The organism is Ligilactobacillus sp. ESL1201 (assembly GCF_058503265.1).
Window position 1 is genome coordinate 1,334,739 of sequence record NZ_CP196362.1, and the last position, 16,942, is coordinate 1,351,680.

Genomic DNA, 16,942 nt, shown 5'->3' on the forward strand with positions numbered 1-16,942 from the left:
TTCCTCTTTTAATTCGACAATAATAGTTCCTGTACTGAAGTGCTTTAGCCTTAACTTAAATCTTTTCCACGTAAGACTCATGCGCCTGATCCGCTCCCGGATTTTGAGCCAGCCACTGGTTTTCCGCCTGAGTTTTGCGCAGATATTGCGGCACAAAAGAAGCAATTTCTACCGGTTGCATTTCTCGCGCCAATAACCCCAAACAATAAGCGTGCGGGTAAGCAGCAAGCGGTGCAGCAAACCGACATCCCGGTAATTGGGCTTCCAATTGCTCCTTAAAATTCAGTGCATCTTGTCCGGCAAAACAAACTTTTTGCCCCTGCAAAGCCGCGACTAACTCGCTTAACGCCAAGTGTTGGTCAGCAATAACGTTTGCTAATTTTCCGGCAGCTAAACGGTAACCTCCCGCAAAGACGTTTTGGTTGCGCGCATCAAACAACGGCACTATTAGTTCATTGGCGACCGGCTGCACCCCTGCTGCTAAAACCTGCAGGCTAGAAACACCGACTAATTCCTTATCCAAAGTGTACGCTAACGTTTTAGCCGTCGTGACCCCGATCCTTAGTCCAGTATAAGAACCGGGCCCCTGTGAAACCGCGATCCGGTCTAATTGATCCGGTCGCAACTGCACCTGTTTTGTCAACGCGGCTATCGTGGGCAGCAAAGTAACACTATGATTTTTATTGAAGTTAGTAGTCGTTTCGGCCAATAACGTCTGATCGTCCAACAGAGCAACGCTTAGCGGGCGGTTAGCGGTCTCAATAGCAAGTATTTTCATTTAATAAGTCCTCTTTTATTTATTTAACCTTAAGCATTTTAACACATTCCCTACGGCGTTGCAGAACACCTAGTTGGGATACAAAAAAAGTCCCGCAATAGCTAGCTTTTCTAACTATTATGAGACAACTTCCTTATTATCACTCTGACAACAGCTCCCACTCACAGCAAGCAACACAATTCTTAGTATCGCCGGTCGTCAGCAAATGTGTCGTCCGGTCAGCTTGCGTCATTTCCACTTGGCTGGTGACCATTTCACCGTAATGAATTTCTTGGTGATAAACAATATTGATTGTATGCAGACGATGACGTAACAAAAAAGACGCGGGCAACGTGTCTAATAACCAAATCAAGTAACTGGCGTTATTAACGTGTTTATTACTGTCAATGTCGGTAAAACGAACGCGATACTGTTTTTGTTCGTCGGTGCGGACAAGTGCCGGGGGCACTGGCAAGCGTTCCACCTGCGTGGTATAAAGGTCAGCTCCCAGTAACTTAGGTGGCATAGCAACGATCTTGCGGTGCGCAAGCCCCAGCAAAACCCACACGCTATGCATTTTAGCTAGCTGCCGGTCGAATTGGTCACAAAGAAAGTAATCCCAGTAACAAAAATAGCGGTTGTACTGGCGCACCTGACTGACAACTTGAACCACTTCATCCACCCGTGGCAATGAAGTCACCGTCAGCAAATGTTGCGTGACCACCCATCCCGTTTGCGGCGGTATGGGCGCTGCTTGCCTTTGCTTACTAGCCGCCAGCAATAGTAAAGAGACCAGACTATCGATCCGTAAATGCCCCGTCACGTCCGTTTCAGTTGCTATTATGCGGTGCGTTATTTTTTCAGTCACCATCGTCAACTTCCCCTAGTGTAGTTGGTGAAATTGATTATACACCAGCTGTTTTTTGACCCCGTTTTTCTTAGCCACTTTTTTGATGGCTTCGTTAGGTGTCATTTCCTCTTTTGCCAGCAATGCCGCCACCTGTTCTTTTAACGTTAATTCGTCGGCAGCATCGCTGGTTGGCAGTGCACTGTCAGCCCCGTCGACGATCAAGACAAATTCACCCTTGATCTCGGCTGCTTTTGCCCACTCCAGCGCTTCGGCTAGTGTCCCCCGTAAGAATTCCTCGTAGCGTTTAGTCAACTCGCGGCACAAAACGACTCGCCGCTTAGCACCTAAAAACTCTACTAAACTACTCAATGTTTGTTTTAAGCGATGAGGTGCTTCGTAAAAAATCAGGGTGACTTCTTGAAGTGCCAGCCGACTTAACTCGGCTTTTCTTTCGCTATTTTTCCGCGACAAAAAACCGTAAAACAAAAAAGGCTGCGGGCACAAACCGGAAGCAATCAACGCGGTCAACGCAGCATTAGGTCCGGGGATGGGCACGACTCGCAGATGATGTGCCACACATTGCGCCACTAACTCCTGGCCCGGATCGCTGATCGATGGCATCCCTGCATCGCTGACCTGGGCGATTGAAAATCCTGCTTCCAATTTAGCGACTAACTGTGGCACCCGTTGCTTAGTATTATATTCGTGAAAGCTGATCTGCTTGGTTTTGATGGCAAAATGATTCAATAATTTTTGCGTATTGCGGGTATCTTCTGCGGCGATCAAGTCGACTTGTTGCAAGATAGACACGGCACGCGGACTCATGTCTCCTAAGTTGCCGATCGGCGTCGGTACTAAAAATAACGTTCCGGCAGTAGTTTTCCCCTGAAAACTACTAGTAGCTGTCAATCCCATTACCGTCTCTCCCCGTAGATTACATCCTGACAAAATACACAGGCTTCGTCGTTGACCCTGCGTGTCCCGTACATATTTTCAACGTTGCACACGTGAAAGCCTTCTTCGTATAATTTTTCTAAATTTTGGCGTGACTTAGATAACACCGCCCCGGAGTTTTTGTTGTTTTTACTTTCCAGTTCGGTTAAATGTTCCCGCAAGTGCTGGTTTTCTAATTCTAATTCCGCGTTTTTTTCCAGTAGACCCGTACTGGCTTTCTTAGTTTTAGTAACCAGCGCAAGCAACATTTGCGCCTGTTCTTGCAGTTCGTCCAGATTGTCATATAGTTCACGTTTATTCACAATTATCACCCTCACTTATTTGTGATAGCAATCTAGTAATTCCAGTGTCAGTGTTTCTAAAATATTCTGGAAACTAACATTGAATGATAATAACCGCCACTTCGCTAACACCAATTCACACGCCCGCACCGCTTGGTTCCTGGAGACTCGTGCTAATTTAGTCGCATACTGAGTCGCATACATTAAAAACACGGGTTGAACTTGAGTTTTCCCCACAAAAAACAACACGTCGCGGGTTAATAAAACGATCAGCGTCAGGAGTGCCTCTTGTTGTTGCCTAGTAGTACTAAAAGCCAGTAACTTGGTTTGGACCGTCACAAAAGCCCGGCTCTGATTAGCCAAAATATCGCTGTACCACTCCCATAAAGAATCCAAAAGCGTACTAAAGTGCGGATCTGCTAACAATTCTTTTGCCTGGCCTAAGTCATGCGTCAAATTAGCAGCTACTGTTGCTAAACTAGCGGAGTTACCCTGCTCTTCTAGCCTTTGTACTAACACCGTTAATTTAACAGCGGGTAGTTTCAGCCACTGACACCGAGAAACGATCGTCGGTAAGATCTTTTCCGGCGCGCTGCTCAGTAAAAACACCGTGACTTGGCCGGGAGGCTCTTCCAAAAATTTTAATAGGGCATTAGCTGCACTGGGCGTCATCTTTTCAGCTGCGGTGATGATAAAAACCTTGCGCGTCCCTTCGACTCCACTTTTACTAAATTCGGCTTTTAAATACCGTACCTGCCCGACTTTTAACGATAACCCTTCCGGCGCAACTTCTATTACATCGGGGTGGTTATGCTGCTTAATGCGGTAACATTCAGCACACTGTAAGCACGGTCCCGTCTTAGTCGGCTGCTCACAAAATAATAACTGGGCGGTCCACAACGCTAATTCTTGCTTTCCCGCTCCTGCAAGCCCACTCAATAAGTAGGCGTGCGCCAAGTGACCACTGGTGACCAAATCAGCAAAATGGTGCGTCAAAGCCGGTTGAACTGTCGTAATGTCCATCGATGCGCACTAAAATTGGTGAAATTCTTCGATCGGTACTACAAATACAGTCGCACCACCGACCTGAACTTCGACCGGGTAAGTCCCGGCAGCTTCCATCGGAGAATCTAGGTTGACCGGAGGCGCCGTAAACTGTTTGCGACTTTTAGAAATATCCTTGATCAAATCAAGAACATTCGTTACTTTTTGGTCTTCGATCCCGATTAAAAAAGTCGAATTACCCGCACGTAAAAAACCACCTGTCGAGGAAAGTTTAGTCGCGCGAATGTTATTTTCAATAAATTGATTACTTAAACGGTTGCTATCTTTATCTTGCACGATCGCAATTATTAGTTTCATGATCGTTCCTCCGTTTTAATTTGTGCTAAATACGGCTGTAGCTGTGCTAAGATCTGACTGGCGACTTGTTCTTGCGGCAAGGTAGCGTCGATGACCTTGATCCGTTGGGGCTGTGCGGCCGCTAACTTTTGGTATTGGGCCCTAACTCGCCGGTAAAAGTCCAGCTGTTCTTGATCCAAACGGTCGATTTGCTCGGTGCGCCCTCGCTGAATACGAGCCAGTCCGATCTCCGGTGCTAAGTCCAAGTAAAATGTCAGGTCAGGCGTCAGGCCAGCCGTAGCGAATTCGTTGATCTCAGCGACCGGGTCGACTCCTAATTGGCGCCCTGCTCCCTGATAGGCCAAAGAACTGTCTACAAAACGGTCGCATAAAACCAGTTGTCCGCTGGCTAAATGCGGTAAGATCACCTCAGTTAAATGTTGCCGCCTAGCAGCCGCATACAAAAGTGCTTCGGTGCGATAATCCATTTCGGTGTATTCCGGTTGTAAAATCACCTGCCGAATAGCTTCTGCGATCCGACTGCCACCCGGTTCACGGGTCAACACGTAACGTTTTTGCCACTGGCTTTGTTCCAACTTGGCAGTGACAGTTCGTAAAGCACTCGTCTTTCCCGAGCCGTCAGTTCCCTCAAAAGTCACGAAAAATCCCTTCACGTTAACCCTCCATTGTTTTCATTGTACTTAAAAAAACGAACCCTGTCACGCTAAAACTAATCATGAGTAATCACCATCGACTGCATTTTTCCCGTAACATGACGTAAACGAGCTTCCTTAAAAAGCAAATCATACTGTGCTTTTAACACTTGCTCTTGTACCGTCAAGCGCTCATCGTTTTCGTAAATCGTTTGGCGGGTTTGGTGGACGTTTTTCCACGCCAGGTGAATTTCATCGATTTCTGCCAGTAATTGTTCGTCATACTGCTCTTTTACGGAGCTTTTTTTATTAAAAAACACCCACGTTCACTCCTATATTTCCTGTCGTCCTTCGATTGCTTTATATAAAGTCATCTCATCGGCGTACTCGATATCACTACCAACTGCCAACCCCGAAGCTAACCGCGTGACCTTGATACCAGCGGGTTTGATCAGCCGGGCTAAATACATCGCCGTCGCCTCACCTTCAGGCGTAGTATTAGTAGCTATGATCAACTCTTTGATCTGCTGATTAGTCTGCAGACGTTTGACTAAACTCTTAATGTTAATATCGGCCGGGCCTTTGCCTTCGATCGGCGATAACACCCCGTGTAAGACGTGATATAGCCCGTGAAATTCATTCATCTTTTCTAAAGTCATCACGTCTTTAGGTTGTTCCACTACGATCAATTGACTCTGGTCACGCGCTTGGTCTTTACATACTAAACAGGGATCATCTTGCGTGATATTGCCGCAGATACTGCAATAGTGGAGGTCTTTTTTAGCGGTAAGCAACGCCTGAGAAAAAGACTCTACGTCTTTAATGTCCATATCGATCGTATAAAAAGCCAAACGCACGGCCGTCTTAGCCCCGATCCCCGGTAACTTTTGGTAACTATCGATCAGTTTAGCGATCGGTTCTGGGTATTGCATCAGACTTCCTCCTTACTATCTGCGTGGCATTGCCTTAGTATACTTACTTAAAGTCCGTTGTGTTTGCTGTTCGATCTGCTTTTGCGCGTCGTTAACAGCCATTAAGATCAGGTCTTGCAGCATTTCGGGATCGTCCGGGTCGATTGCTTCTTTTTTGATCGCAATATCCGTCATTTCGTGTTTGCCGTTAAACTTAACGACCACTTCATCGCCCGAAGCGTGACCACTAAATTCCGTTTCGTCGAGTTCATTTTGTTCTTTTTGCATTTGTTTTTGCATCTTTTGCATCTGTTTTAACATACCTTGCATATTTCCTGGGACCATTTTAATTTCTCCTTTAATCGTCTGTAATTTCGGTCAGCTCACTACCAAATAGTTCTACTGCCTTAGTAGCCACTGTCGGTTCTTGCGTCTTTTCCGGTTGTTCATTAGTTGGTGATTCTGGTTCACCCGTATGATGATTAGCCAAGTAATCTTTTCTGATCTGCGGCCAGTCGTCTTGGGGGATAAAAAGCAGCTGTAAACTTTTTTGTAGCAGTTTGGTGATCACCGTTTGTAACGTTTCTTGTAATTGCGTGTCTCCCTGTGCTTTTTGACACAAAAAATCATACTTAAAGGCCACGATCACACCCGTAGCGCTAGCGGCAACTGGCATACTCATGTGCAATACTGCTTTTTGCGAAACTGTCAGTGACTGCAACAGGTCCTCCCAAATTCCCTTGAGCTCATTTAAATCACTGCGGGTAGCCGCACCCAAAACTTGGTAAATTTGGGGCAGATCGAATTTGACTGGGGGACGTTTAGGTGCAGCGGGAACACTGGGCGTTACCGGCTGTGTTTTTCCCTGCTGCAACTGCTCAACTTGAGCTTGTAATTGTTTTACTTGTTGTTCTAGTTGTTCGATTTGAATGACTTCTTTGGGGTCATCCGGCTGTGCCGTTTGTGCTTCCAGTCGCGCTGGCGGCTGTTGTTGCGTACCTAATTTGACGGTCAAAACCTCTAAATAGATTGCCCCGTGTCCCCAAAAACGCAGGTTTTCACGTTGCTGGCCCAGTAATTCGATCATCTCGTACAAACGCTCGGCAGACAATTGCCGGGCTAATTCCTGTTGAACGTCCGTTAGGTGTGGGAAGTCCGCGGGGATTTGCTGGTATAATAGCAGGTCGCTGCAAATCGAGATCAGATCCGCTAACATGCGGTTGGGGTCTTTTCCCTCGTCTAAAAGTCGCTGCAACGTAGTTAGTGCTTGTGCGGTCTGTTTGCTAGTCGCCTGTTGCAAATAAGTAGTCAGTTCATCTTGTTTGGCCGTTCCCGTGACTAACAATGCATTTTCTAACGTGACTTGGTCAGCACCAAAAGAAATCACCTGGTCTAAAATACTCAGCGCATCGCGCATCCCGCCTTCTGCCACCCGGGCAATTACTTGAAGCGCTGCTGGTTCAAAGTCGATTTTTTTTTGCTGTAAAATGTATTTCATTCGTTCCAAGATCGTCTGCGGTTTGATCCGGACAAAATCGAAACGCTGCGTACGCGAAATGATCGTTGCGGGAATTTTATGCGGCTCGGTAGTTGCCAAGATAAAAACCACTTGGGCCGGTGGCTCTTCTAGCGTTTTTAACAGCGCGTTAAACGCCCCCGTCGATAACATGTGTACTTCGTCGATGATATAGATCTTATACTGGCACTGTGTCGGTGCGTATTTGACCTTATCGCGGATCGCCCGGATCTCTTCGACCCCATTGTTGGAGGCCGCATCGATCTCGATCACGTCGTTTTGGCGCCCGGCAGTGATCGACTCACACAGTTCGCACTGATTACACGGCTCGCCGTCTTTTTGGTGCGGACAGTTCAGTGCCTTAGCGAAAATTTTAGCAGCGGAAGTCTTTCCCGTTCCTCGTGGGCCAGTAAATAGATAGGCATGTGAGGTCTGCTTGGTCACCAAAGAATTACGCAGCGTACGCGTCACTAACTGCTGACCAACTAGATCGGCAAACTTTTGTGGTCGCCAAGCGCGGTACAAAGCCTGATAGCCCATGTGATTTATTCTCCCCTTCAAAATACTTTAAAAAAAGCCCCGATCTTCGTTCAGACCGGGGACTCACTATCACAATAACTTAAGGCACATGCCAAACCAAACTTAGTGCTGCTTCCTTCCGGACCTGACACGATTTGTAAGGACAACATTGCCCCAAGGCCTTTCGGCACTTACTATCTTACATTAAATCAACATAAATTACCAGTTTTTTTATTTTTTTTACGCAGCGTACCAAAAAAGTCTTGTAAAATCGCGGTGCAAGCAGACGCGCAAATTCCTTTTTCCACGTGAGTGTAGTGGTTAAAACGCCGGTCAGCTACCAAATTAACTAACGTGCCGGCCGCTCCCGCCTTAGTATCCGCACTCCCGTAATAGATCTCCGGCAAACGCGAATTAATAATTGCACCCGCACACATCGGACACGGCTCTAAGGTGACAAATAACGCGCAATCGTCCAAGCGCCAACTATGCAACTGCCGGTTAGCCGTACTGATAGCCGCGAGTTCTGCGTGTGCGCAAGTTTGCTGGTCGTTCTCGCGTAAATTATGCCCGCGCGCAATGATTTTTGCGCCCCGCGTGATCACACAACCGACTGGGACCTCACCTAAATCAGCAGCTTGCTGCGCTTCTTTCAGGGCAGCTTGCATAAAAAACTCTTTTTGCTCTGAGGTGTAATTCATTGCAACTCCTCGTTACTACTGTGCAACACGAAATAACCCTTGTTTTTGACCAGCACGTCACAGTTACCAAAAACTTCTTCCATCTTTTTGCGTGCCGAAGCCGCGCCCTGCTTTTTTTGAATCACGGCTACCAAACTACCGCCCGCGACTAAATGTTCCCTGGCCTGAGTCAGCATCGCATGAACGACTTTTTTGCCCGCCCTGATCGGTGGGTTAGTAATAACGCCCGCGTAAGTTTGACCTGCGACCGCGGCGTAAATATCGGACTGGGCCACGTTAACGTTGGTGATCCCGTTAGCCTGCGCGTTTTTATTGGCTAACTCGACGGCACGTTGGTTAACGTCTAACATATCGACTTGCACCGTGGGATGTAACGTCGCTAACGTCAAGCCGATCGGACCGTAGCCGCAGCCCAGATCAAGTAAATTACCCGCCGGAAAAGCAAAATCCGCTAATGCATCCAGTAACGTCCTGGTCCCAAAATCGACCGTACTTTTAGAAAAAACACCGTTATCCGTGGTAAAAACAAAATCCCGCTGCGCCAATTCAAAGTGCCACGTTTTTTCGTGGTGAGCAGCGCTGGGCGTTTTTGTGTAGTAATATTCTGTCATTTGATCTCCTTTAATAAAAATTAATTTTAACGCCTCAATGGCGCAAAAACACAAGTAGTAGAAATTTTATTACGTGTAAAACACTATATCTAGTATCATCTTTAGTGTATAATGAAATTCGATCACTTACGGGAGGGACTTAACATGCAACTAGAACTCTACACTAAAAATAACTGTATTCAATGTAAAATGACTAAACGCTTTTTGCGCGAACACCAAATTCCATTTACCGAACATAACGTCAACGAGGTACCAGAAGCAATCACTTATCTCAAACAAAAAGGGATCCGTAGCGTACCGGTCTTAGAAAAAGACCACGAGCCCCTGATCACCGGCTTTCGGCCCGACCTGTTGCAAAAGTTGGTGGTGCAATGAAAGTCGTCTATTTTACGGTCACTGGTCAAACTAAACGGTTTATCAATAAGTTAGCCATCAGTGATACTTACGAAATCGACCCTATCGACCCAGAAATTGCCATTACAGAACCGTTTATCTTACTCACTCCAACCTATGATCCTAGCATCACCGAGCCGGTCACGACTTTTTTAGCTTTTGGCACTAACAGTCAGTACCTGCGTGGCGTCGCCGGGAGTGGCAACCGTAATTTTGCGGAGCTGTTCGTCTTCACGGCTAAAAACATCGCGCACAAATACCACGTTCCGCTGCTTTATTCTTTAGAATTCAACGGCACTCCAAAAGACGTCAGTAATTTTGAAAGGGTGGTCCAAGAAATTGACGCTGCAAACAATTGATCCTAACCAAGTTACTTATTACAACCTCAATAATCAAGTCAACATTCCTAAGGATGGCCAGATCCAACTGCATAAAGACCAAGAAGCCCTGACGGCCTTTTTGCAAGAAAACGTCGCGCCTAACCTCATGACTTTTGCTTCCTTGCGCGAACGGTTCGACTACCTAATCGCTAACGATTATTTAGAAGCCGATTTTATCCAGCAATACGACTTTGCCTTCATTGAAAAATTATACCATTTTCTAGCGGACTGTCATTTTCACTTTAACAGTTTTATGGCAGCTTACAAATTTTACGCCCAGTACGCACTGCGCACAAACGACGGCAACTACTACCTGGAAAATTATACCGACAGGGTCGCCGCTAACGCCTTATACTTCGCTGACGGCAACACAGACCTGGCGTTAAAACTCGCGGACGAATTGATCCACCAACGTTACCAACCCGCAACTCCTAGTTTTTTAAATGCCGGCCGCAAACGCCGCGGGGAATTAGTCTCTTGCTTTTTATTGCAACTGACCGACGACATGAACTCGATCGGCCGGGGGATCAATTCCGCGCTGCAATTATCGCGGATCGGTGGTGGCGTGGGGATCACCTTGAGTAATTTACGTTGTGCTGGTTCGGCGATCAAGGGGATCAAAGGCGCGGCTTCAGGAGTCGTCCCGGTCATGAAATTACTAGAAGACAGCTTTTCTTATTCTAACCAATTGGGTCAAAGACAAGGAGCTGGTGTCGTTTATCTGAACGTCTTTCACCCCGACATCATGGATTTTTTGGCGACTAAAAAAGAAAACGCCGACGAAAAAATCAGGGTCAAGACTCTGTCTTTAGGAGTGATCGTCCCCGATAAATTTTACGAACTGGCACGGCAAAACACAGTGATGAACTTATTTGACCCCCAAGACGTTGAAAAAGTCTACCACCAACCGTTTTCTTACGTCGATATTACTGCCGAATACGACAAAATGGTAGCTGACACGCGGATCGCCAAAAAACAAATTCCCGCCCGCAAATTAGAAGAAGAACTCTCTAAGTTACAGCAGGAATCGGGCTATCCTTACGTCGTTAATATTGATACCGCCAATCGCGCCAACCCCATTGCCGGTAAAATTATCATGAGTAACTTGTGTAGCGAAATTATGCAGGTCCAAACTCCTTCGACGATCAACGACCGCCAAGAATATACTCAGTTGGGTAACGACATCAGCTGCAACCTAGGTTCGACTAACATCGCTAACTTGATGGCTAGCCCTGATTTCGGCGGTTCAGTTGACGCGATGGTCAGGGCATTAACGTTTGTCACCGACCACTCCAACATCGAAGTGGTTCCTTCTCTCCAACACGGCAACCAAGCGGCCCATGCAATTGGTTTAGGTGCAATGGGCTTACACGGCTTTTTGGCTAAAAATCAGATCGAATACGGTTCCAGCACGGCCATCGAATTTACCAGTGTTTATTTTATGCTGCTCAATTATTGGACATTAGTAGCTTCTAACCGCATCGCCCGCGAACGGCACCAAACTTTCACCGGCTTTGCCACCAGCAAATACGCAGACGGAACTTACTTCGAGCGCTACTTAACCACCGACTACCGGCCGCAAGACCCACGCGTTAAGCAATTATTCCACGATATCTTCGTTCCCGGTCCGGCCGATTGGCGGCGCCTAAAAGCTGCGGTACAACAAGACGGTTTGTATCACCAAAATCGGTTAGCAGTAGCTCCTACCGGCTCGATTTCTTACATTAACGGCACCACCGCTTCGTTGCAACCGATCGTTAACCGCATCGAAGAACGGCAAGAAAAAAAGATCGGCACGATCTACTATCCCGCACCCTATTTGGATAACGACACCTTGCCGTACTACACTTCCGCCTACGACATGGACATGCGCAAAGTCATCGATACTTACGCGGCCGCACAGGTACACGTTGACCAGGGAATGAGTTTGACTTTGTTTTTACGTTCTACCGTCCCCCAAGGCCTCTACGAATGGAAAGATCCTACCTCTACCAAATTAACTACCCGCGACCTGTCGATCTTGCGCAATTACGCCCATGCCAAAAACATCAAGTCGCTGTATTATATCCGCACCTTTACGGACGATCACAACACGATTGGCGCCAACGAGTGTGCTAGTTGTTCAATTTGATAAGGAGAACACTATGAGTAAAAACTATCAAGCCATTAACTGGAACGTACTAGAAGACCGGATCGACAAAGCGACGTGGGAAAAATTGACCGAACAATTTTGGTTAGATACTAGGATCCCGCTGGCTAACGACTTACAAGACTGGCACAATTTAGCGCCAAAGCACAAAGACGTCATCGCCAAAGTCTTCGGGGGCCTGACTTTATTAGACACGCTCCAGTCCCAAGACGGGATGAGTTCTTTAAAAAAAGACATCCGCACCCAACAGGAACGCGCCGTTTTAAATAACATCGAATTTATGGAATCAGTCCACGCCAAAAGCTACTCTTCGATTTTTTCTACTTTAAATACGCCCCAAGAAATTGAAGAGATCTTTGCTTGGACTGACAGTAATGAATTTTTACAGTATAAAGCCCAACGGATCAATGACATTTACCATCACGGTAGTGGCTTACAAAAAAAGATTGCTTCCGTTTTTTTGGAAACTTTCCTCTTTTATTCCGGCTTTTACACCCCACTATACTGGCTAGGCCATAACAAATTAGCTAACGTAGGCGAGATCATCAAGCTGATCTTACGCGACGAATCGGTTCATGGCACTTATATCGGCTATAAGTTTCAGCTTGGTTTTGCGGAACTGACTGCCGCCAAACAAGAGGAGCTAACTAGCTGGATGTATGATCTATTGTACGAATTATACGAAAACGAAGAAAAATACACGCATTTACTGTACGATCCGGTCGCTTGGGCAGCAGATGTACTCGTATTTTTACGCTACAATGCCAACAAAGCCCTGATGAATCTCGGACAAGACCCGCTGTTTCCAGACACGGCAGACGACGTCAATCCCGTGGTAATGAACGGCATCTCAACTAGTACCGTCAACCACGATTTCTTTTCCGAAGTCGGCAACGGCTACTTGTTAGGCAACGTCGAGGCTATGCAAGACAGCGATTATGATTTCGACTAGCAATTAAAACTAACAGGACCGGAGCACAATTTTTTGCTCCGGTCCCTTTTTTGTTTTCCGTAAGTAATAGATTGATCGTGCTCCAAAAAGCAGCAGTTTGCGCCTAGCCTAGTTGCGTTTTTATTTTTCTAAGTAAAACTCAAAGCGTTCACCCACATACTGAGAACGGACGTATTCAAACGGCGTCCCATCCTTGAGCTGTGTGACCTGACGCAAACGTAAAATCGCCGCTCCCCGTTTGATCTCCAAAAAAGCGGCGATCCTCTCCGAAGCCTTCATCGCCGAAACTGTTTGCTGGGCGTGACCAAGCACCAAGCCGTGTTCTTCTAAAGTCCGGTACAACGAAGCCGTGATCTGCGTGCGTTCGTATTCTTTGATCAGGTCATAAGGGACCGTTGCGACTTCAAAACAAATCGGCAGCTGATCGGCAAAACGGATCCGTTCCATCCGTAAGACTTTCTTACCAGCCGCTAGTCTTAACTTCTCGCTTTCAGATAAAGAAGGGGTCGTGATCAGGTAAGAAACCGTCTTACTGGAAGGCACCTTTCCCTGCGATTCCGTGATCTCGGTAAAACTCGTCACCCCCGAAGACATTTTTTCTTGTACCTTTTTGCGAGCAACAAACGTGCCGGCTCCAACCTTACGCTCTAAAATTCCTTCATCTACCAACGTTTGGACCGCCTGACGCAAAGTCATGCGGCTAACGTCAAATTCCAATGCCAACTGACGTTCGGACGGAATTTTTTTCCCCACATCCCACTTGCCAGCCTCGATCCTTTTTTTGATCGTATTATGAATTTGAATATAAATTGGTGAAGCCATTAGCCCTTCCTTTCTTATCCTTTTTTAAATAAACGCCCTAAACTGTACGTTCCTGTCAGTTGCAGATCCGTGGTGAAAATATTTAAATCGGCATCTTTACCGACCTGCAGCCCACCCTTAGCGCTCAAACCAAATTCACGCGCCTGATTAACGGACGTCATTTTGACCGCATCTTGTAGACTACACCCGGTAAACTTCATGATATTGACAAAAGCATCCTGATATTGTAAGACCGAACCCGCTAAATTACCACTTTCTAGCCTGGCTTGCTTGTCTTTGACGATCACCTTTTGTCCGCCCAGTTCCGAAATTCCTTCGGGCATCCCCTTAGCTCGCATCGAGTCGGTCACTAATTCGATTCTATCCGCACCCTTTAGGCGATAAGCCAAGCGAATCATGTCCGGGACCACGTGAAAACCATCGACAATTAACTCGCAGTATAAATTATCTTCTAGTAAAGCGTGGCCCGTCACTCCCGGTTCACGGTGCTTAAATTCTCGCTGAGCGTTATAGAGATGAGTCACGTGACTAGCCTTAGAATGCAACAGTTGTTCCCTCGTCGCATTACTATGCCCCACCGCTGGCACGATATGATGATTCAAGCAATAATCTTCAAAAGCAGTGCTCTCCTCGTATTCCGGAGCGTAAGTGATCATTTTGATATGCTGACCCGCCAGCTGGTTCCAGTGCGCTAATAACGAAACGTCCGGTTGCTGAATGTATTTTCCGGGCTGCGCTCCCTTAAAATCGCTAGCGACAAACGGTCCTTCTAAGTGCGCACCTAAAATCACGGGATTGACCTTCATTGCGTCGTTGATCGCCACCATAGCCTGATCAATGTTAGCCACGGACTGAGTCATCGTAGTCGCAAAATAGCCGGTAACTCCCTCGCAAACCATCTGGTCGACCATTTGTGCCAATTCCTGCGCGTTGCCGTCCATCGCGTCAAAGCCATAACCGCCGTGACTATGAACGTCAATAAACCCAGGTACTACTATCTTCCCTTGCAGATCAATAATTTTTTCATCCGTACTTTGCGGCCGAAATTCCGCCACTGGCCCCACGTCTGTGATCTGGTGGTCAAAACGCAAGTAGCCGTCCGTAATTTTTTCTTCTCCGGTATAGATCAGCGCGTGTTTTAATACTGTAGTCATTCCAATTCATCCCTTATCATCTTCGTATAAACTTGATCACTAATAATATTACCGCAGACTGAAGAAATTTAGCAATACTCTGAAAATAATAGTGTCAATCGTTTTTGAAAATGTCTCAAAAAAATATAAACATTAGCGAGTAATTAGCGCTCAAGCCGCTGGGCTATCTCCCTCTGAAAAAAGGGGATGCTCAGCTTTTTTGTCAGTCGAAATGGTTGCCTAACACACCGCCTCACAGAAGGTCAAGGGTAAAATAAACGGCTACGCCGCCCTTGACCTCTGTAAGGCGATGTGTTGCTTTAATCTGAGTCGACCGACGAAAAAAGCTGTGCTAAGCGTAGCGCTCCTGTTCAAATTCTGCTTGTGTGATCCCGCGTTTAGCTAAATAGCGGTTAAAACTGGCTGCTTTCCAGGGATGCGAAAGCGGTGGAATGTAATTTCTTTTCGCTTTTTGTTTTTGAGGTACGGCGTCGAATTCCTGGGATCGTAACTCATGTGCCGCTAAGCGACGCACACGATATAAACCTTCAGCGATCGAAGCGTACAATTCACCGTCAAAGGCTTTGATAACCAACACCTCTGTCCCACGTTGAAAATAAACTCCTTTTCCAGTCGATGTGACCGGTAAATAAGCCTGTTTATGGAATGAAAAGTGATTACCTGTATTGATCTTACGAGTAGTTAAAGTGCCCAAAATTAGATTTAATTTAGTTGTTACGGGTGCTTTTTCCATCACTGATGTGGTATCATTTATCGGTAGGGCAAACTGCGCATTGTATCTTTCGATGTAGGAATCTAGGAATACATTGGCCGCAGCTAGCGTAGCTACTTGATGAATACGTAATTCAGTGATTAGGCGAGATTGTAGCGTTTCAAAGAGACGCTCAACTCGCCCTTTTGCTTGTGGAATAGAACTGGTCGAAATCTTAGTTCCAAGTTGTTGACAAGCATAACCAAATTGCGTAAAAGTATCATTTTCAACCTGTTTTTGGTGTTTGCGTTGATATTCAAATACCGTTCGCCGATCACTGAAAAATTCATATGGAATGCCATAATTGGTTAGGATCTGATGGTAAACGTGGTAGTAACCCTTGAGGGTTTCTTGATGATCGAAGTAAGCACCAACGATAGTTCCAGTTGCGTCATCAATTGCCACGTGTAAATGACTTTTTTGCTTGCCAAACCATAAGTGGTCACTAGCGTCAATTTGGATTAATTCACCAAAATATTTTTTACGTGGGCGACTAGGGTGAGTTTCTCCTGGAATTAAAATTTTATCTGATTTAGCGACTGTTTTAGTTTTCATAGCTTGTTTTCGGAGCTTTTCTCGGTGCAGTCGTTTGGTTCGCCGATGAGCCTTAGGCGATAAAATATTCGCTTGTTTTAAGATATTAGCGATTGTTGACCGACTGAATTTAAGGTCTTCATGTTCGGCTAATAATTCCGTAAAATGAGTGAAATTAGCGCCGACGTATTTTGTTTGATACAGTTCAACGATAGTTGAACGTGTTGTTTGGGAAAGTGCGTGCTTGGGCTTTTTCAAACGATTTTGGTGAATAAAAGCTGATTTACCAATTGTTCTGTAACGGACAAGTAACCGATCAATCTGACGTCTGGTTACCCCTAGTTGAACCTCAGCTCTAGTTTTAGGCATTTTACCTTCAGCTACGTTTTTGATAATTCGATATTTGTGTGCTTCTTTCATCGTTAAGTAAACCTTTCTCATAAGATCCTCCGCTGTATAATTTGCCTAATTATTTTGGCAGAAGCGGAGGAATTTTTCTAGTTATTTGAGACATTTTCTCGTGTGATTACTTAAGACATTATCAGATGTGAATGACATACTCTGAAAATAATAGTTGCATCTTCTGCCAAAATTGTGTATTATAACTAAGTCGAATATGACAGACGGAAGAGTAGCGAAGTGGCTAAACGCGGCGGACTGTAAATCCGCTCCTTTTGGTTCGGTGGTTCGAATCCACTCTCTTCCACCATCAT

General features: G+C 46.0%; 20 protein-coding genes, 1 tRNA gene and 1 other RNA gene. 5 read left to right on the plus strand and 17 right to left on the minus strand.

The window, feature by feature from the left end; all coding sequences use genetic code 11:
• Positions 1–55 precede the first annotated feature (55 nt).
• The 14 genes from tsaB to ACSYSK_RS06770 all read right to left on the minus strand — a co-directional run bounded on the left by tsaB (position 56) and on the right by ACSYSK_RS06770 (position 9,094).
• Entirely contained in the window at positions 56–778 is a 723-nt protein-coding gene (gene tsaB, locus ACSYSK_RS06705; protein ID WP_491714376.1) for a tRNA (adenosine(37)-N6)-threonylcarbamoyltransferase complex dimerization subunit type 1 TsaB, read from the minus strand.
• 139 nt (positions 779–917) lie between these two features.
• Positions 918–1,628 (minus strand): acyl-[acyl-carrier-protein] thioesterase, encoded by a 711-nt coding sequence (locus ACSYSK_RS06710; protein WP_491714377.1) that lies wholly within the window; start codon positions 1,626–1,628, stop codon positions 918–920.
• Positions 1,629–1,640: 12 nt separating this feature from the next.
• Positions 1,641–2,522 carry a 16S rRNA (cytidine(1402)-2'-O)-methyltransferase gene (gene rsmI, locus ACSYSK_RS06715; protein WP_491714378.1) on the minus strand — a complete coding sequence of 294 codons (882 nt, stop codon included), beginning with the start codon at positions 2,520–2,522 and terminating at the stop codon, positions 1,641–1,643.
• Complete coding sequence (locus tag ACSYSK_RS06720) at positions 2,522–2,809, minus strand: DNA replication initiation control protein YabA (RefSeq protein ID WP_491715877.1); 288 nt, start codon at positions 2,807–2,809, stop codon at positions 2,522–2,524. The genes rsmI and ACSYSK_RS06720 overlap by 1 nt, the downstream gene beginning before the upstream one ends.
• A 69-nt stretch (positions 2,810–2,878) precedes the next feature.
• Positions 2,879–3,865 (minus strand): DNA polymerase III subunit delta', encoded by a 987-nt coding sequence (gene holB, locus ACSYSK_RS06725; protein WP_491714379.1) that lies wholly within the window; start codon positions 3,863–3,865, stop codon positions 2,879–2,881.
• Positions 3,866–3,874: 9 nt separating this feature from the next.
• On the minus strand, positions 3,875–4,204 hold the full coding sequence (darA, locus tag ACSYSK_RS06730) for a cyclic di-AMP receptor DarA (RefSeq protein WP_491714380.1): 330 nt from the start codon (positions 4,202–4,204) through the stop codon (positions 3,875–3,877).
• Positions 4,201–4,857: a dTMP kinase gene (gene tmk, locus ACSYSK_RS06735; protein WP_491714381.1), complete on the minus strand. Its 657-nt coding sequence runs from the start codon at positions 4,855–4,857 to the stop codon at positions 4,201–4,203. The genes darA and tmk overlap by 4 nt, the downstream gene beginning before the upstream one ends.
• A gap of 56 nt (positions 4,858–4,913) precedes the next feature.
• Positions 4,914–5,156 (minus strand): YaaL family protein, encoded by a 243-nt coding sequence (locus tag ACSYSK_RS06740; protein ID WP_491714382.1) that lies wholly within the window; start codon positions 5,154–5,156, stop codon positions 4,914–4,916.
• Positions 5,157–5,168: 12 nt separating this feature from the next.
• A complete protein-coding gene (gene recR / locus ACSYSK_RS06745) occupies positions 5,169–5,768 on the minus strand; it encodes a recombination mediator RecR (RefSeq protein ID WP_491714383.1) in 600 nt (199 codons plus the stop codon).
• Positions 5,769–5,783: 15 nt separating this feature from the next.
• A complete protein-coding gene (locus ACSYSK_RS06750; RefSeq protein ID WP_491714384.1) occupies positions 5,784–6,092 on the minus strand; it encodes a YbaB/EbfC family nucleoid-associated protein in 309 nt (102 codons plus the stop codon).
• A 13-nt stretch (positions 6,093–6,105) separates the two neighbouring features.
• Positions 6,106–7,803 (minus strand): DNA polymerase III subunit gamma/tau, encoded by a 1,698-nt coding sequence (gene dnaX / locus ACSYSK_RS06755; RefSeq protein WP_491714385.1) that lies wholly within the window; start codon positions 7,801–7,803, stop codon positions 6,106–6,108.
• 73 nt (positions 7,804–7,876) lie between these two features.
• An RNA gene (gene ffs, locus ACSYSK_RS06760) (signal recognition particle sRNA small type) lies at positions 7,877–7,963 on the minus strand.
• A 28-nt stretch (positions 7,964–7,991) separates the two neighbouring features.
• Entirely contained in the window at positions 7,992–8,483 is a 492-nt protein-coding gene (locus tag ACSYSK_RS06765; protein ID WP_491714386.1) for a nucleoside deaminase, read from the minus strand.
• Complete coding sequence (locus tag ACSYSK_RS06770) at positions 8,480–9,094, minus strand: class I SAM-dependent methyltransferase (protein WP_491714387.1); 615 nt, start codon at positions 9,092–9,094, stop codon at positions 8,480–8,482. Before ACSYSK_RS06770 ends, ACSYSK_RS06765 begins: the two co-directional genes overlap by 4 nt.
• Positions 9,095–9,238: 144 nt before the next feature.
• Here ACSYSK_RS06770 and nrdH point away from each other — a divergent pair, with 144 nt between their 5' ends.
• The 4 genes from nrdH to nrdF are packed head-to-tail and all read left to right on the plus strand — an operon-like array spanning position 9,239 to position 12,968.
• On the plus strand, positions 9,239–9,469 hold the full coding sequence (gene nrdH, locus ACSYSK_RS06775; protein WP_491714388.1) for a glutaredoxin-like protein NrdH: 231 nt from the start codon (positions 9,239–9,241) through the stop codon (positions 9,467–9,469).
• The gene (nrdI, locus tag ACSYSK_RS06780; RefSeq protein ID WP_491714389.1) at positions 9,466–9,846 is read left to right on the plus strand and encodes a class Ib ribonucleoside-diphosphate reductase assembly flavoprotein NrdI; all 381 of its coding nucleotides are present in this window, start codon (positions 9,466–9,468) and stop codon (positions 9,844–9,846) included. Before nrdH ends, nrdI begins: the two co-directional genes overlap by 4 nt.
• Positions 9,827–11,998 (plus strand): class 1b ribonucleoside-diphosphate reductase subunit alpha, encoded by a 2,172-nt coding sequence (nrdE, locus tag ACSYSK_RS06785; protein ID WP_491714390.1) that lies wholly within the window; start codon positions 9,827–9,829, stop codon positions 11,996–11,998. Before nrdI ends, nrdE begins: the two co-directional genes overlap by 20 nt.
• A gap of 13 nt (positions 11,999–12,011) precedes the next feature.
• Positions 12,012–12,968, plus strand: coding sequence for a class 1b ribonucleoside-diphosphate reductase subunit beta (gene nrdF, locus ACSYSK_RS06790; protein WP_491714391.1), 957 nt, complete (start codon positions 12,012–12,014; stop codon positions 12,966–12,968).
• Between the two features lie 120 nt (positions 12,969–13,088).
• Here the strand turns inward: nrdF and ACSYSK_RS06795 are convergent, their stop codons facing one another.
• The 3 genes from ACSYSK_RS06795 to ACSYSK_RS06805 all read right to left on the minus strand — a co-directional run bounded on the left by ACSYSK_RS06795 (position 13,089) and on the right by ACSYSK_RS06805 (position 16,649).
• Complete coding sequence (locus ACSYSK_RS06795) at positions 13,089–13,790, minus strand: GntR family transcriptional regulator (protein WP_491714392.1); 702 nt, start codon at positions 13,788–13,790, stop codon at positions 13,089–13,091.
• Positions 13,791–13,804: 14 nt separating this feature from the next.
• The gene (gene nagA, locus ACSYSK_RS06800) at positions 13,805–14,944 is read right to left on the minus strand and encodes an N-acetylglucosamine-6-phosphate deacetylase (RefSeq protein WP_491714393.1); all 1,140 of its coding nucleotides are present in this window, start codon (positions 14,942–14,944) and stop codon (positions 13,805–13,807) included.
• Positions 14,945–15,275: 331 nt separating this feature from the next.
• Positions 15,276–16,649, minus strand: a complete 1,374-nt coding sequence (locus tag ACSYSK_RS06805) for an ISNCY family transposase (protein WP_491715848.1) — start codon at positions 16,647–16,649, stop codon at positions 15,276–15,278.
• Positions 16,650–16,854: 205 nt separating this feature from the next.
• On the opposite strand from ACSYSK_RS06805, the gene ACSYSK_RS06810 reads away from it, so the two are divergent.
• Positions 16,855–16,938 (plus strand) — tRNA-Tyr (locus ACSYSK_RS06810).
• The last annotated feature ends 4 nt before the right edge of the window (positions 16,939–16,942 follow it).

Bases quoted from the DNA above. Each gene is read 5' to 3' on its own strand.
- tsaB (WP_491714376.1), bottom strand. From the start codon at position 778: ATGAAAATACTTGCTATTGAGACCGCTAACCGCCCGCTAAGCGTTGCT.
- nrdI (WP_491714389.1), top strand. From the start codon at position 9,466: ATGAAAGTCGTCTATTTTACGGTCACTGGTCAAACTAAACGGTTTATC.
- ACSYSK_RS06750 (WP_491714384.1), bottom strand. From the start codon at position 6,092: ATGGTCCCAGGAAATATGCAAGGTATGTTAAAACAGATGCAAAAGATG.
- ACSYSK_RS06765 (WP_491714386.1), bottom strand. From the start codon at position 8,483: ATGAATTACACCTCAGAGCAAAAAGAGTTTTTTATGCAAGCTGCCCTG.
- nrdF (WP_491714391.1), top strand. From the start codon at position 12,012: ATGAGTAAAAACTATCAAGCCATTAACTGGAACGTACTAGAAGACCGG.
- ACSYSK_RS06720 (WP_491715877.1), bottom strand. From the start codon at position 2,809: ATGTTGCTTGCGCTGGTTACTAAAACTAAGAAAGCCAGTACGGGTCTA.
- holB (WP_491714379.1), bottom strand. From the start codon at position 3,865: ATGGACATTACGACAGTTCAACCGGCTTTGACGCACCATTTTGCTGAT.
- dnaX (WP_491714385.1), bottom strand. From the start codon at position 7,803: ATGGGCTATCAGGCTTTGTACCGCGCTTGGCGACCACAAAAGTTTGCC.
- ACSYSK_RS06795 (WP_491714392.1), bottom strand. From the start codon at position 13,790: ATGGCTTCACCAATTTATATTCAAATTCATAATACGATCAAAAAAAGG.
- recR (WP_491714383.1), bottom strand. From the start codon at position 5,768: ATGCAATACCCAGAACCGATCGCTAAACTGATCGATAGTTACCAAAAG.
- nrdH (WP_491714388.1), top strand. From the start codon at position 9,239: ATGCAACTAGAACTCTACACTAAAAATAACTGTATTCAATGTAAAATG.
- ACSYSK_RS06710 (WP_491714377.1), bottom strand. From the start codon at position 1,628: ATGGTGACTGAAAAAATAACGCACCGCATAATAGCAACTGAAACGGAC.
- nagA (WP_491714393.1), bottom strand. From the start codon at position 14,944: ATGACTACAGTATTAAAACACGCGCTGATCTATACCGGAGAAGAAAAA.
- ACSYSK_RS06805 (WP_491715848.1), bottom strand. From the start codon at position 16,649: ATGAAAGAAGCACACAAATATCGAATTATCAAAAACGTAGCTGAAGGT.
- rsmI (WP_491714378.1), bottom strand. From the start codon at position 2,522: ATGGGATTGACAGCTACTAGTAGTTTTCAGGGGAAAACTACTGCCGGA.
- ACSYSK_RS06770 (WP_491714387.1), bottom strand. From the start codon at position 9,094: ATGACAGAATATTACTACACAAAAACGCCCAGCGCTGCTCACCACGAA.
- darA (WP_491714380.1), bottom strand. From the start codon at position 4,204: ATGAAACTAATAATTGCGATCGTGCAAGATAAAGATAGCAACCGTTTA.